Origin of the sequence: Microbacterium zouquanmingi (assembly GCF_052266675.1) — a bacterium.
In the GTDB taxonomy this organism is placed as follows: Bacteria; Actinomycetota; Actinomycetes; order Actinomycetales; family Microbacteriaceae; genus Microbacterium.
This window is the reverse complement of sequence record NZ_JBQPRA010000003.1, coordinates 143791-157317: the sequence shown is the minus strand read 5'-3', so window position 1 is coordinate 157317 and position 13527 is coordinate 143791. Positions and strand designations below refer to the sequence as shown.

Annotated in this window: 14 protein-coding genes; 8 read left to right on the top strand and 6 right to left on the bottom strand. The window is 63.5% G+C overall.

Features of this window, described 5'->3' with window-relative positions; genetic code table 11:
- Positions 1-1554 carry an apolipoprotein N-acyltransferase gene (gene lnt, locus ACTU6V_RS08185; protein WP_443468239.1) on the top strand — a complete coding sequence of 518 codons (1554 nt, stop codon included), beginning with the start codon at positions 1-3 and terminating at the stop codon, positions 1552-1554.
- Here lnt and ACTU6V_RS08180 read toward each other — a convergent pair.
- The 4 genes from ACTU6V_RS08180 to ACTU6V_RS08165 all read right to left on the bottom strand — a co-directional run bounded on the left by ACTU6V_RS08180 (position 1551) and on the right by ACTU6V_RS08165 (position 4258).
- A complete protein-coding gene (locus ACTU6V_RS08180) occupies positions 1551-1934 on the bottom strand; it encodes an RNA polymerase-binding protein RbpA (RefSeq protein WP_443468240.1) in 384 nt (127 codons plus the stop codon). The two genes, lnt and ACTU6V_RS08180, sit on opposite strands and share 4 nt — an antisense overlap.
- Before the next feature lie 113 nt (positions 1935-2047).
- Complete coding sequence (locus ACTU6V_RS08175; protein WP_443468241.1) at positions 2048-2818, bottom strand: glycerophosphodiester phosphodiesterase family protein; 771 nt, start codon at positions 2816-2818, stop codon at positions 2048-2050.
- The gene (locus tag ACTU6V_RS08170) at positions 2815-3747 is read right to left on the bottom strand and encodes an SPFH domain-containing protein (protein ID WP_417511835.1); all 933 of its coding nucleotides are present in this window, start codon (positions 3745-3747) and stop codon (positions 2815-2817) included. The genes ACTU6V_RS08175 and ACTU6V_RS08170 overlap by 4 nt, the downstream gene beginning before the upstream one ends.
- A 37-nt stretch (positions 3748-3784) precedes the next feature.
- The gene (locus ACTU6V_RS08165) at positions 3785-4258 is read right to left on the bottom strand and encodes an NfeD family protein (RefSeq protein ID WP_443468242.1); all 474 of its coding nucleotides are present in this window, start codon (positions 4256-4258) and stop codon (positions 3785-3787) included.
- 124 nt (positions 4259-4382) lie between these two features.
- On the opposite strand from ACTU6V_RS08165, the gene ACTU6V_RS08160 reads away from it, so the two are divergent.
- Complete coding sequence (locus tag ACTU6V_RS08160) at positions 4383-5147, top strand: SDR family oxidoreductase (RefSeq protein WP_443468243.1); 765 nt, start codon at positions 4383-4385, stop codon at positions 5145-5147.
- A 60-nt stretch (positions 5148-5207) separates the two neighbouring features.
- Here the strand turns inward: ACTU6V_RS08160 and ACTU6V_RS08155 are convergent, their stop codons facing one another.
- Positions 5208-5798, bottom strand: a complete 591-nt coding sequence (locus ACTU6V_RS08155) for an HdeD family acid-resistance protein (protein ID WP_443475399.1) — start codon at positions 5796-5798, stop codon at positions 5208-5210.
- A 95-nt stretch (positions 5799-5893) separates the two neighbouring features.
- Here ACTU6V_RS08155 and ACTU6V_RS08150 point away from each other — a divergent pair, with 95 nt between their 5' ends.
- The 5 genes from ACTU6V_RS08150 to ACTU6V_RS08130 all read left to right on the top strand — a co-directional run bounded on the left by ACTU6V_RS08150 (position 5894) and on the right by ACTU6V_RS08130 (position 11667).
- Complete coding sequence (locus ACTU6V_RS08150; RefSeq protein WP_443468245.1) at positions 5894-8251, top strand: ATP-binding cassette domain-containing protein; 2358 nt, start codon at positions 5894-5896, stop codon at positions 8249-8251.
- A 459-nt stretch (positions 8252-8710) separates the two neighbouring features.
- The gene (locus ACTU6V_RS08145) at positions 8711-9691 is read left to right on the top strand and encodes a GNAT family N-acetyltransferase (protein ID WP_443475398.1); all 981 of its coding nucleotides are present in this window, start codon (positions 8711-8713) and stop codon (positions 9689-9691) included.
- Between the two features lie 134 nt (positions 9692-9825).
- Positions 9826-10185 (top strand): GntR family transcriptional regulator, encoded by a 360-nt coding sequence (locus ACTU6V_RS08140; protein ID WP_443475397.1) that lies wholly within the window; start codon positions 9826-9828, stop codon positions 10183-10185.
- The gene (locus tag ACTU6V_RS08135) at positions 10178-11029 is read left to right on the top strand and encodes an ABC transporter ATP-binding protein (protein ID WP_443475396.1); all 852 of its coding nucleotides are present in this window, start codon (positions 10178-10180) and stop codon (positions 11027-11029) included. The genes ACTU6V_RS08140 and ACTU6V_RS08135 overlap by 8 nt, the downstream gene beginning before the upstream one ends.
- The gene (locus ACTU6V_RS08130) at positions 11026-11667 is read left to right on the top strand and encodes an ABC-2 transporter permease (RefSeq protein ID WP_443468249.1); all 642 of its coding nucleotides are present in this window, start codon (positions 11026-11028) and stop codon (positions 11665-11667) included. The genes ACTU6V_RS08135 and ACTU6V_RS08130 overlap by 4 nt, the downstream gene beginning before the upstream one ends.
- Positions 11668-11825: 158 nt before the next feature.
- Here ACTU6V_RS08130 and ACTU6V_RS08125 read toward each other — a convergent pair whose 3' ends face one another.
- Positions 11826-12527, bottom strand: coding sequence for a winged helix-turn-helix transcriptional regulator (locus ACTU6V_RS08125; RefSeq protein WP_443475395.1), 702 nt, complete (start codon positions 12525-12527; stop codon positions 11826-11828).
- Between the two features lie 90 nt (positions 12528-12617).
- On the opposite strand from ACTU6V_RS08125, the gene ACTU6V_RS08120 reads away from it, so the two are divergent.
- Positions 12618-13448 carry a class I SAM-dependent methyltransferase gene (locus tag ACTU6V_RS08120; protein ID WP_443475394.1) on the top strand — a complete coding sequence of 277 codons (831 nt, stop codon included), beginning with the start codon at positions 12618-12620 and terminating at the stop codon, positions 13446-13448.
- Positions 13449-13527: the final 79 nt, after the last annotated feature.

Sequence of the window (13527 nt, the reverse complement as noted above, 5' to 3'; positions counted from 1 at the left end):
ATGTCCACACCCTCCGCCGAGCCATCGCCGGCTCGTTCCCCTCACCGACCACGTGCGATCCTCCCGCTCTGGCTCGCCGTCGTCTGCGCGGCGCTGGCGGGCTGGCTGATGGATCTCGCCTATCCGTCCGTAAGCGCGTGGGGGCTCGCGTTTCCCTCGGTTGCACTGCTGCTGCTCACTCTCATCGGGCGACGAGCTGGGGGAGCGCTGCTCGTTGGTTTCGTCTACGGCGCGGTGTTCTTCTTCCTTCTCGTCTCGTGGACTTCACGTTATCTCGGCGTCATCCCATGGGCAGCGCTTGCGCTGTTGGAAGCGGCGCTGACGGCGACCGCCGTGATCCTGATCTCTCTTGCGTACCGCTGGCTGCCTCGTGCGTTTCCCGGGCGCGTGGGGCGCCTGGTGGCGCTTCCTGCGACCGTGGCGGCGCTCTGGGTGGCGCTGGAGCTATTCCTCGGTTCGTGGCCGTATACGGGCTTCCCCTGGGCCCGTCTGGGCATGACACAGTCGCAGAGCCCACTGGCGACTCTGACGTCATGGGTGGGAGTGAGCGGACTGAGCTTCCTCATGGTGTTCATCGTCGCGATGCTCATCGAGAGCGCGCGTCTTCGCCTGTGGCAGCATCCGCTTCGGCTGGCGGTCCCTGGCGCGATCATTCTCGTCCTCCTGGTCACCCCGGCGTTCCCGACCTCTTCGGCAGGAACAATGCTCATCGGAGCAGTTCAGGGAAATGGGCCGACCGGCTACTTCGATCATCGCGAGCCGTTCTCGGTGATCCAGGCTCAGACTGACGCGACAGAGCCCCTTTTCGGCCAGGACATGGATCTTCTGGTCTGGCCCGAAGGCGGCATCGACGGTGATCCGTTCCAGACCGACGCGATTGCGCGACGCCTGACTCGTGTCACGAACCGCGTCGATGCACCATTGCTTGCGAATGCGGCCACTGCGCGCGGCGACGAGTACTTCAACACCTCGATGCTCTGGACACAGGACGGGACCGCCGAGCAGTCTCATGACAAGCGGTATCCGGTGCCGTTCGGCGAGTACGTCCCTGATCGAGCGTTCTACTACGCGATCGTTCCCGACCTCATCGGACTGATAGGGCGAGAATACTCGCACGGCATTAACCCGCCCCTGGTGGACGTCGACGGCGTGAAGGTCGGTCTCGCGATCTGCTTCGACGTCATCTACGACGCCGTCATCCGTGAAGGGATCATGGGCGGTGCCGAGGTGCTGGTGTTCCAGACGAACAATGCCGACTTCCGCGGCACGGACGAGAACCTGCAGCAGCTGGCGTTTGCTCGTATGCGGGCGATCGAAACCGGTCGGAGCGTCGTGAACATCTCTACCGTCGGGGCGAGCCAGATGATCGGCCCCGACGGCCGAACCACGGCAGCCCTTGACGCAGATGAGGCCGGGGCGATGCTCGAACAAGTCGAACTTCGCTCCGGCCTCACAGCTGGTGTTCTCATCGGCCCCTGGTTGCAGCAGCTGCTGTTCTGGGGCGGGCTGGGAGCGCTCCTCCTCGGGTGGTGGCGCTCCCGTCAGCGGCGTTAAGCCCCGATCTTCGCCTGATCTGGTGACGGAGCCGCTCCGCGTCGTTCACGGATGAACGCGAGGCGCTCCTCGAGGAGCTCTTCGAGCTCTGCGCGGCTGCGTCGCTCGAGCAGCATGTCCCAGTGGGTACGCGCGACCTTCTCGTCCGTCGGGTCGGGCGTGATGGTCTGGCCGTCCACAAACAGCACAGCTTCAGCACTGCAGGCGCGGCACTCCCACTTCTGCGGTGGCTCGGCATCGGCTGCGAACATCAGCGATGTGATGCTGTCGCACGTTTCACACTTATAAGTCGTCTCGCGGCGTTCCATGAAAACGACGCCCTCTTCGCTCTGTAGGCTCTGGGCGCCGAGTCGGATGCCGCGCAGGCTGCGATCTGCCATTTTGTGGTCCTCTCGTCGTCCTCAGGTATATCGCTTGCGCCTGTGTGCAGGCTCAATGCGGCCGAGTTCACGGAGGTATTCACAGTCGAATCTCAGTCCTGTGTGGTTCGCGCTCAGGAGAGGGTCTCTAGAGCCAGATCGGCCCGGTCGGTGATGATGCCGTCGATGCCGGCTGCGATCAGGCGCTCCATGTCGGCCCGCTCGTTCACGGTCCACACATGAACCTCGACGTCGTGTCGATGCGCGGCGCGAAGCAGCGCCGGGGTGAGTACCCGCACCCGCCCGAAGCGCTCGGGAATCTGGAGGGCGTCGAGACCGCGAAGCATCCGGGCAGGCGAGGTTCGAAGTGCAGAAAGCAGTCGCATCGCGATCATGCTCGTCTGGCCGGCCGATGCCGCGGGCCGTGTCATCGCTCCCGCGTCGAGCGTGGCCTGGATGGCTCTGCGGCGCCGGGCATCCGAAAAGCTCGTCAGCAGAACCCTGTGTGCGTGCGGAGCGATCATCGCGCCCAGGGGAGCGGCCGCGGCATCCGTCTTCACATCGATGTTGAAACGCGTCTCGGGAAACGATTCGAGCATCTCGCTGACGGTCAGCAATCCGCCGTGCAGTGCATAGAGCTCTCGGAGCTCCGCGGTGCGCACTTCGTCGACCCGGCGATCGTCATTCAAGAGTCGGCTGAGGGTCTCATCGTGGATGAGGATCACGTCGCCGTCTGCGGTGACCCGGCAGTCCGTCTCGATGTAGTCGACGCCTGCCGCGTGCGCCGCCGCAAAAGCTGCAGCGGTGTTCTCCCATACGCTGTGCGCCGCGCCGGATGCTGAGGCGAGACCGCGGTGAGCGAAGACTCGAGGCCGTGCAGCCTTCGTGAAAAAGGGGTGTGTCACGCGCCGGGCGTGCCCGTCGGTGGTTGCCCGGAGCCCGTGCGCGGCGTGAAGGCGGTGCCGATGCCCTTCAAGGCTTCGGTCAGCTCACTGGGCACGATCCAGAGCTTGCTGGATGCGCTGTCGGCGATCTTCGGCAGCATCTGCAGGTACTGGTAGGCGAGCAGCTTGTCGTCGGGTGCGCCCTGGTGGATCGACGCGAAGACGTTCTGAATGGCTTCTGCTTCACCCTGTGCGCGCAGCACTGCGGCCTGTTTGTCTCCCTCAGCGCGAAGGATCTCGGCCTGACGAGCACCCTCCGCCTCGAGGATCGCGGACTGCTTCGTTCCCTCTGCAGTCAAGATCGCGGCGCGGCGATCGCGCTCCGCGCGCATCTGCTTCTCCATGGAGTCCTGGATGGACAGGGGCGGGTCGATCGCCTTGAGCTCGACGCGTCCGACGCGGATGCCCCACTTGCCGGTCGCTTCGTCGAGGACGACGCGCAGCTGGCCGTTGATATTGTCGCGGCTGGTGAGCGCCTCTTCGAGGTTCAGCCCACCGACGACGTTACGGAGTGTCGTGGTCGTCAACTGCTCGACGGCTCCGAGGTAGTTCGCGATCTCGTAGGTCGCGGCGCGGGCGTCAGTCACCTGGAAGTAGACGACGGTGTCGATCGATACGACGAGGTTGTCTTCGGTGATCACCGGCTGCGGAGGGAAGGAGACGACCTGCTCGCGCATGTCGATCAACGGGCGGAGCCGGTCGATGAAGGGCACGAGGATGTTCAGACCGGGGGTGAGGGTCTTGTGATAGCGGCCCAGACGCTCGACCACACCAGCGGTGGCCTGCGGGATGATGCGGATGGATCGAGCAACGGTCACCACCACGAAGATGATGACGGCGATCGCGAGGATCCAGCCGATCGCGGTGGGGATGAACGAGGAGTCGTTCACGAGTTCTCCTAGTCGGTTGGGGGCTTCGTCTGTCGAGCTAATCGTGTGCGGGGCGCACGATGGCGGTCGCGCCGTCGATCGTCGCGATCGTCACCGGCGCTCCCTGCGGAATCAGGGCCGCGGTCTCAGCACGCGCCGTCCAGGTGTCGCCGTTGCTGACCTTGACTTGTCCGGAGACCTGAGTGATGTCATCGAGTGCGGTGCCACGCAGCCCGATGAGCGCGTCCACGTTCGATTTCGTCGGATCCTCACCGCGATGCAACCGGCGCAGCAGGGGAGGTCTGATGAACAGGATGAAGAGAGCCGCGGCGACTGCTGCGATGATCAGCTGTGCCCACAGCGGCAGGCCGATGAGTCCAACGACGAGTCCGACGATGCTTCCGAGTGCGAGCATCAAGAAGGTGAAATCGAGCGTGAGCATCTCGATCACGAGGAAGACCGCGATGAGGACGAGCCAGCCGATCCAGGCCCATTCCGTAACGAGCGAGATGAAGACGGATGCGTCATCCATGGCGTCCTCCTTTTGTCGTCAACCTATCACGCGACACCTTCATTCAAAGGTGCGCTCGGCCTCGTTGGTAAAGTGATCAGGCCGCGCATCCCGCGGCGTTTCCCCCGCACGACAAGGAGTCACCGTGACCGACGTTCTGCCCGCAGGTTCCCTCGCTGGAAAGGTCGCGCTGGTCACCGGCTCGTCTCGCGGTATCGGTGCCGACACCGTCCGCTACTTCGCCGAGGCCGGCGCGGATGTCGTCATCAACTTCCGCAATAAGGCGCCACGCGCCGAGAAGCTCGCCGCACAGCTGCGTGAGCTCGGCGGCCGTGCGCTCGTCGTCGGCGCGGATCTCACCGACCCGGCATCCGTCTCGGAGATGTTCGAAAGGGTGCGCGCGGAGTACGGAAAGCTCGACGTCCTGGTCCTGAACGCATCCGGTGGCATGGAGGCCGGCATGGCCGAGGACTACGCGCTCGCTCTCAACCGTGACGCGCAGCTCAGCGTTCTCAACAGCGCCCTTCCGCTGCTTGGTGAGGGATCCCGCGTGGTCTTCGTCACGAGCCACCAGGCGCACTTCATCCGCACGACGCCGACGATGCCCGAGTACGAGCCCGTTGCGCTGTCTAAGCGAGCCGGTGAAGACGCGCTGCGTGAGCTCATTCCTTCGCTCGAGGCGAAGGGCATCGGCTTCACCGTGGTGTCGGGTGACATGATCGAGGGCACGATCACCGCTACGCTCCTCGAGCGCGCGAACCCTGGCGCGATCTCTGCGCGTCGTGAGGACGCGGGGCGTCTCTACAACGTTTCGGAGTTCGCCGCGGAGGTGGCTCAGGCTGCTGTCGATCCGGTTCCCGAAGACAACACGCGCCTGATCGGCGACACGAGCGGATTCGTCGCCGAGTAACCAGCGGATATGGCAGATGCCCCGCCGACCGGCGGGGCATCTGTCACTTGTGTGGGGTGGTCAGACCTTTTCAGCGAGGAGGCCCGCGGCCTGCTTCTCATCGCGCCCGAGCGTGATTGCACGGATGATCTGAATGATTCCGAGCACCACGAGAGTGATGCCGAGGACCCACCACAGAGCGACGGCGGCGAGCAGCGGCGAGAACAGCACGATGACGCCGGCGGCGATGCTGAGGATCGCGTAGATGATCGTCCACGCCTTCGAACCGTCTTTGTTCAGGAGGGTGAGCGAGACGATGCCATCGACGATCCAGCTCACACCGAGGAAGATCGCCGTGACGACCGCAAGGGTGATGGTGGCGGCAGCAAGATTCAGGAATGCCACGACACCGGCAACGATGTAGAGCACGCCGAGCGCAATGAAGCCGACGCGCGCCCAGCCGCTCTTCCTGCCAGAGAAGATTCCGAGCCCGACATAGACAAGGCCGGCAATGATCAAGTACGCGGCGATGATGCCCGTGACGATGATTGCGGTTTTCAGGGGCCAGACCAGCAACACGATTCCGGTGATCAGCGCGATCGCTCCGGAGACTCCCAAAGTGACGCGGATCGACTTGAAGAAGGATCTCACCTCGGTGATCGATTCAGACATGGGAAGCAACTCTCTGTGAGGGGCCTGTGAAAGGTGAGTCCAGAGTAGCGCGCGGAGGGTGTTCGTTGTCGGAAGCCCGTGACAAGATTCTTCACATGACTGAATCGCGTCGTCCTGCTGATGCACACGATCTCATCCAGGTGAGGGGAGCCAGAGAGAACAATCTCAAGAACGTCGATGTCGATATTCCCAAGCGGCGGTTGACCGTGTTCACGGGGGTCTCCGGCTCAGGCAAGAGCTCACTCGTGTTCGATACGATCGCCGCTGAGTCGCGACGCATGATCGACGAGACCTACAGCGCCTTCGTTCAAGGGTTCATGCCTTCGGTCCCGCGACCTGATGTCGACGTCCTCGAGGGGTTGACGACGGCGATCATCGTCGACCAGGAACGCCTCGGCGCGAATCCGCGATCGACCGTGGGGACAGTCACGGATGCCAATGCGATGCTGCGCATTCTGTTCTCGAAGCTCGGCACTCCCTACATCGGTGGACCCACCGCGTTCTCGTTCAACATCCCGACGCAGAAGGCCAGCGGGGTGATGACCGGGCCTGGCGGGGAAAAGAAGATCGTCAAAGATGCGATCTATCTCGGTGGCATGTGTCCGCGTTGCGAGGGTCGGGGGACGGTGTCGGATCTTGACCTCGCGCAGGTCGTCGACGAAACGAAGTCGCTCAACGAGGGCGCGATCATGGTGCCCGGATACACGGCTGACGGGTGGATGGTGAAGGGATTCTCGGAGTCTGGTTTCTATCCTGCAGATAAGCCGATCGAGAACTTCACTGAGAAGCAGCGGCATCTCTTCCTCTATGGCGAGGTCACCAAGGTCAAGATTAGCGGAATCAATATGACCTATGAGGGCTTGATCCCTAAGATCACCAAGTCGATGCTGTCCAAAGACCTCGATGCGCTGCAGCCGCACATCCGTGCGTTCGTGGAGCGCGTAGCATCCTTCACCACCTGCCCGGAGTGCGACGGAACGCGGCTGACAGAGGGCGCACGCTCGTCGAAGATCGACGGAATCAGCATTGCCGATGCGTGCCGGATGCAGGTGACGGACCTCGCGACGTGGGCGGGCACCCTCAGCCTCCCGCAGGCCGGGCCGCTCCTCGACGCGCTCAAGGCCAATCTCGACGCGTTCGTGACGTTGGGACTCGGGTACCTGAGTCTGGATCGTCCGTCAGGAACCCTGAGCGGGGGAGAGGCGCAACGGATCAAGATGCTGCGGCATCTCGGTTCATCGCTGACTGATGTCACCTACGTGTTCGACGAGCCGACGATCGGCCTGCACCCGCACGATATCCAGCGGATGAACTCGCTGCTTCTGAAACTGCGCGACAAGGGCAACACGGTGCTCGTGGTCGAGCACAAGCCCGAGACGATCGAGATCGGCGATCATGTGGTCGACCTCGGTCCCGCAGCCGGAAGCGGGGGAGGGGAGATCTGCTTTGAAGGCACGGTCGACGGGCTCCGTGCCAGTGGCTCGATAACGGGGCGGCATCTCGACGATCGGGCGTCGCTGAAAGCATCCTTCAGAACGCACAACGGAGCGATCGAGATCCACGGGGCGTCTACGAACAATCTCAAGAATGTCGACGTCGACATTCCCAAGGGAGTCCTGACAGTTGTGACCGGCGTTGCGGGGTCAGGAAAGAGTTCGCTGATCCACGGGTCGGTGTCGATGCGCGAGGGCGTGGTGTCGATCGACCAGAGCGCGATCAAGGGGTCGCGTCGCAGCAATCCGGCGACATACACCGGAATGCTCGAACCGATCCGCAAGGCGTTTGCCAAGGCAAATGGCGTGAAGCCGGCGCTGTTCAGCGCGAATTCCGAGGGAGCCTGCCCATCGTGCAAGGGAGCGGGCGTCATCATCACCGAACTCGGGTTCATGGACACGATTGAGACGCCCTGCGAGGACTGCGGTGGCAAGCGGTTCCAGGCGGCGGTGCTCCAGTACAAGATCGGCGGTAAGGACATCACGGAGGTCCTCGACCTTCCAGTCTCCGAGGCCCGCGAGTTCTTCGCACAGCCCGACTCGAAGATTCCTGCGGCGGTCGCGATCCTGGAACGTCTCGACGACGTCGGGCTCGGCTACCTTTCGCTCGGCCAGCCGTTGTCGACCCTGTCGGGTGGCGAGCGTCAGCGCGTCAAGCTCGCGATTCAGATGGGGGGTCAGGGCGATATCTACGTGCTGGATGAGCCGACCTCGGGGCTGCACCTGGCGGACGTCGACAAGATCCTCGGCCTGCTCGACCGGCTCGTGGACGCAGGGAAGACGGTCATCGTCATCGAGCACCATCAGGCGGTTATGGCCCATGGCGACTGGATCATCGACGTAGGTCCCGGCGCCGGGCACGACGGCGGTCGCGTGGTGTTCGAAGGCACTCCGGGCGATCTTGTTGCGGCGAAGTCGACGCTGACGGGTGAGTACCTCGCGGAGTATGTGGGCCGCTGAGAGGGACTGCTCTATGGGACGAACACGATCCGCTCTGCGGACGTCGCGTCCCATTCCGGAGCCACCCGCGCGAGCGGTACCGGCTGAGCGCTTCCACGAGTGCGGGGAGCTCGCCGAGCATCTCCTGCACGGTCACAATGACCAGCAGAAACAGCTACTCGAGCCGGTACGACCGCTACAAACGAGTTAGCCGATAATGCACATTATGTCAGGTTAGATCTGGAAGCCACTCTCCCTGAGGGATAGATGCCGGTCTCATTAGTCATGTCAGTTACCTCATCGGTCTTGTCAGCCTCCGGAAATGTGGTCCACATCTCGTCGACTTGTCAGTAGTGGTCGCGTCGATGGGTGAAGACCAATCTGCCCTGGCGCGTTGTTCTCCAGGGGCACATGAATCTCCGATCGCCCCCCTGCCAGCCCCCCGAGCATCGCTCCATGGCGTTGATAGGCTCTCCCCCGATGACGACGCCTGCTGTAGACACAACCGAAGCCGCTGCAAGATGGACCTCTTCACAGATCAAGGACTGGTCGCCGAGGTGGCGGGAGAACTTGGCAGAGTGGTTGGAGCCAGGCCTCGCACTCGTGGGAGATGCCGAATGGGGCGGGCAATTCCGCGACATGGTTCAACTTCCGATCCAGGATCCGCTGGCGTGGGCGAACAGGCGAGTTGAGCTGGCGGATGGCCATTGGGCGATCGTAGGTATTCGGTTCCGTGGGCAAGACATCGAAAAGCCCTTCGTTGACGTCCTTGCGACATCTCTGGCGCCGAATCCAGAAGGGATCGTGGCGCTCAGTGCAGTTATGCCGCACTTCGATGATTTTTCGCCCCTGTGCTTCCGTGTGAACCTGCCTTCCGTTGACGAACGATTTCTGGCGCTTGAAGATTCTGTCGTGGATGCGGGGCACGCGACACCGGATCTACTGATCGTCGCGCGACCAGTAGTGGAGATGCTTGCTCAGTCGCTCGCCCACCGGCATGACGATGTCACCCTCGAATGGTGTGCCCCTGAACGAGCAGCGCAACGTGTCGCCGCAATCTACGCAGAGCTCACCCCGTCACGACCTCAGCTCGATCAGTGGGCCACACCAGCCGATGCCGACGCGCTGGAGGATGCAGCTGAAGAAGGTCTCCTCTTCGACATCTTGGTGGACGGCACCTCAGCGGGCATCGTCGCCGCCGCACGCGAAGATGCCTACGGATTCACTGGTTTTTGCGTGCAGGAGATCGCGATCGACTCAGCACATCGTGGACAGCGGATAGGCATCGCTGCGCTACAACGGCTGTGCCGGGCGGTTCCTGCGAACCCTAATGATCTGCTGTGGGGCCACATCCACCCCGACAACGTCCCATCCCTGCGCAATGCGCAGGAAAGCGGACGAAAGGTCGTGACGGCTCACGTATGGGTCACCCCGAGTGGGTACCCAGGAATGCCTGGATAGCCAGGGCGCTCACCGGCTCACGCCGCGTAGCGGTGCCCGGGGATCCGCAGATCATGATTCGCATCCTCGCCAAAGGTGGTCTACTGTTCTTAATCACCAGAACAGTTGGGAGTGCGATGCGAGTTGTGGTGTCGATGGCCTCGGCTACACCGATCTACGAGCAGATCAGAAGGCAGGTGCGCTCATCGATCCTTTCGGGCGAGGTGCACCCAGGGCAGACCCTGCCGTCGCTGCGGCAACTCGCCGCAGACCTCCGCGTGAGCGTCATCACCGTTACCCGCGCATACAACGACCTCGTGGCGGAGGGCCTCGTGCACAGTCAGCACGGTCGCGGCTTCGTGGTCTTGGACGTCGCACCCGATATCGCATCTGCCGCGCTGCGCGCACGGGTGGATAACACGCTGCGCGAGGTCGTCATCGCCGCTCGACAAGCCCGATTGAGTCTGACCGACATCCACAACCATCTCGATGAGATCTGGAGGAAAGATGACTGATTACGTGGCGAAGATCACGGACCTGCACGTACGACGGCCGACCTTCGAAGTCGACGGCGTCTCACTCACGCTTTCTCGCGGCACCGTCGTCGGCCTCGTTGGCCCCAACGGGGCTGGGAAGACCACGGTCATTCGCGCCCTGCTCGGCCTGTTGATTCCCGAATCGGGTGGGGTCGAGGTCTTCGGGCATCCTGCGGGCGCACCGCATGCGCTCGAGCGCACCGGCATCGTCCTCGATCATCCGACCGCTGCCCCGGAGTGGCGCGTGAACTCACTCGGGCGGCGTCTCGCACCGTTCTACCCACGGTGGAACAGCGAACGGTTCAGTCAGTTGCTCGACCGGCTCTCGGTGCCTCCGGGTCAACGCGTTGGCGACCTGTCGCGAGGGCAAGGTGTGAAGTTCTCGTTAGCCGTGGCGCTCGCACAGTCGCCTGAGCTGCTGATCCTCGACGAGCCGTCCAGCGGCCTCGATCCAGCCAGTCGCCGAATCATCGGGGACCTCATCCGTGAGTTCATGCTCGACCCGTCCCACACGGTGTTGCTCTCGACCCACATCACGACAGAGCTCGACAGCCTCGCCGATGAGCTCGTCGTCCTCGTCGATGGTCGCATCGCCTATCAGGGCGCGCTCCTCGACGCCGTTGAGGAGTTCGCGATGGCCCGGGGTTCCGGCCCCGCGCCCACGGCTCCCTTCATCAGTCTGGAACGCTCAGGCGACCAATGGTCCGCGCTGATCCGACTGTCTGACTCTGCAGCATTCGGCCAGGAGGTGATCATCGATTCGGCAAGCATCGACGACATCGTTATCCACCTCGCGTCCCAGCGACGGGAGGTCGCCGCATGATCGCCGCATTCACTCGACTGGACCTGTCCTCCTGGTTCCCCCGCACGCAGACGACCCTCACCTTGCTCTTCGTCGTCGCGGTGGGCGTGCTGCTTCCCGTACCAGGGATGGCGATCATCGCATCGGCTCTCGTCACATCATTGATGGTGTCGGCGCCGTTCCTCGGCGATGAGCGGGGGCGCTTGGACACTCTCTACGGAGTGCTGCCGGTTTCTCGCAGCACCGTTGTGATCGGACGCACAGTGTCGATCATCGCCTATTACCTCGTGGCAGCAGCGCTGGCAACAGCGGTCACCGTCATAAGCGCGATGGTACGGGGTGGGCAGACCGACACTGAAGTGCTGCTCATCGCCCACACCGTCGCGCTGGCGTTCGTTGGGCTGTCGATGGCACTGCAGCTCCCCGTCCTCTTTCGTATCGGCTACACGCGGGGTCGCCTGATGGCTTACACCCCGGCGTTCGCCGTGGCGGGCATCGCTTGGCTTCTGCAGACGACAGGCACACTCGCTCCCGTTCAGGAGGCTTTCGAACGAGTCCCCGTCGCGGCGATTGGCGGAGGCGGTGCACTGATCGGCATCCTCGGGATCATCTGCGCGATCATCGTCTCCGCGCGGCTCTATCGCACCCGGGAGCTGTGACGGCGCCCTCGCCCAGGTTTCTTCAGCGACGTTCATCAATCACTGACATCAGCCCAGACAGAAGCCCAGCAGGACGTCGCGAGTGGCAGCGGGGCGCCGCGTGGGCCTTCACGGGCGATGCGCCTCGTCTTGGTACTACCGCGATTCGAGTCCAGACGTCACGAGCCGATCACTCCGACGGATCCGATGACGCGTGGCACCGCGGCATATCCTGGTCGAATGAACCAGGACGGGAGCGCATCGCTCAGGTCGCTCGGTCCGAGTATCCGCGCGTCGTCCGAGCCCAATAGAGCCGTCCATTCGACGTCGCCGCGCCAATATCGCGTCAACGAACGCAGCGAACAGCGCACATCGATCGCGATCTCGTATCCGGGGTCTGCATCGCACACGTCCGCCACTCCGTTATGAATCACCAGCCACCATTGACGCTGGCCAGGGCGAGCGTCAGGAAACTGGAGTGCGATGACGGTGCGCGTCAAAGGGGCGGTCGCGCGATCCAGGTTGCGGTGCATGTCCCAGAGGAGAAGCTTCGGGTCGAGGTCGGCGTCGCCCAGCTCCCCGATCCACCGGATGCCCCACATGGAGAGCTGCTCGACGACGGGATGCAACTCTTCGCCGGCCCGGGTCAGCGCGTACCGCACGTCGGCGCCATCGCGCACGCGCTCGATCAGACCTGCGTGCTGCAACTGATCCAGTCGGTGCGACAGCAGCGTCGGCGACATCCGTGGAAGACCACGACGCAGTTCATTGAAATGCGTCGCGCCGAGCAGGAACTCGCGGAGCATCAGCATCGTCCAGCGCTCGTCCAGCAGCTCCATCGCCTTGGCGACAGGGCAGAACTGGTAGTACGGCGCGCCCACGCAACAAACGATAGACCTGGTACAGATCTGATACTAGAGCGGTCACGACCGCCTTCGTAGCGTGAGGAGCATCACAACAAGGAGGACATCATGGAGATCACAACCGCAGAGACTCAAGCCGACGCCAACCTCGCCTTGAAAGCGAAGCACAGGGCGGTATGGGCGCTCGGCGACTACGCCGCCGTCGCCAGAGAAGTGATTCCCGAGCTCGGGCACGTGCTCGTCGCATCCGCCGGGGTCGCTCGTGGGGATCAGGTGCTCGATATCGCGGCGGGAACAGGCAACGCAGCACTCAAAGCAGCTCGCGCCGGCGCATCCGTCGTCGCAAGTGACTTGACGCCGGAACTGCTCGAAGTCGGACGAAGCGAGGCTGAGACGGAAGGCATCGAGCTGGTGTTCGAGCGAGCGGATGCCGAGGCGCTCCCCTACCCGGACGCATCCTTCGACGTCGTGGTCTCCTGCGTGGGCGTCATGTTCGCTCCGCACCATGCGCAGGCAGCGCGCGAACTCACGCGAGTTCTGCGCCCGGGCGGGCGTCTCGCATTGATCAACTGGACGCCGGAAGGATTCATCGGTCAGCTGTTCCGCACACTCAAGGCCTTCGTGCCCGCCCCACCTGCCGGCGTGCAACCGCCACCGCTGTGGGGCGACGAAGGCTATGTTCGCGAACTGCTCGGGAACCGGGTGACGGATCTCACGCTCGAGAGACGTGAGCTGCGCGTTGATCGATTCGCGACAGTCGATGAGTTCCGTGACTTCTTCCGTGATCTGTATGGGCCGACTGCTGCTGCGTATCGCGAGGCAGCGCTGAACGGGCGCACTGCCGAGCTCGACACTGCGATGCGCGCTCTCGCCGAGCAGCACCTCGACGACGGTGCAATGGCGTGGGAGTATCTGCTCGTCACAGCCCGCGGCGTGTGAGTGCCGTGGCCCAAGGCGGTGCGGCGACACCCCGCGCGTAAACTGAGGCGCGTGCGCGCCACTCCCTCCTCCCCTGGTT

What these genes read in the sequence shown, in the direction of transcription:
- lnt (WP_443468239.1), top strand. Translation starts at nt 1, where the DNA reads ATGTCCACACCCTCCGCCGAGCCATCGCCGGCTCGTTCCCCTCACCGA.
- ACTU6V_RS08180 (WP_443468240.1), bottom strand. Translation starts at nt 1,934, where the DNA reads ATGGCAGATCGCAGCCTGCGCGGCATCCGACTCGGCGCCCAGAGCCTA.
- ACTU6V_RS08165 (WP_443468242.1), bottom strand. Translation starts at nt 4,258, where the DNA reads ATGGATGACGCATCCGTCTTCATCTCGCTCGTTACGGAATGGGCCTGG.
- ACTU6V_RS08155 (WP_443475399.1), bottom strand. Translation starts at nt 5,798, where the DNA reads ATGTCTGAATCGATCACCGAGGTGAGATCCTTCTTCAAGTCGATCCGC.
- ACTU6V_RS08150 (WP_443468245.1), top strand. Translation starts at nt 5,894, where the DNA reads ATGACTGAATCGCGTCGTCCTGCTGATGCACACGATCTCATCCAGGTG.
- ACTU6V_RS08145 (WP_443475398.1), top strand. Translation starts at nt 8,711, where the DNA reads ATGACGACGCCTGCTGTAGACACAACCGAAGCCGCTGCAAGATGGACC.
- ACTU6V_RS08140 (WP_443475397.1), top strand. Translation starts at nt 9,826, where the DNA reads ATGGCCTCGGCTACACCGATCTACGAGCAGATCAGAAGGCAGGTGCGC.
- ACTU6V_RS08135 (WP_443475396.1), top strand. Translation starts at nt 10,178, where the DNA reads ATGACTGATTACGTGGCGAAGATCACGGACCTGCACGTACGACGGCCG.
- ACTU6V_RS08130 (WP_443468249.1), top strand. Translation starts at nt 11,026, where the DNA reads ATGATCGCCGCATTCACTCGACTGGACCTGTCCTCCTGGTTCCCCCGC.
- ACTU6V_RS08120 (WP_443475394.1), top strand. Translation starts at nt 12,618, where the DNA reads ATGGAGATCACAACCGCAGAGACTCAAGCCGACGCCAACCTCGCCTTG.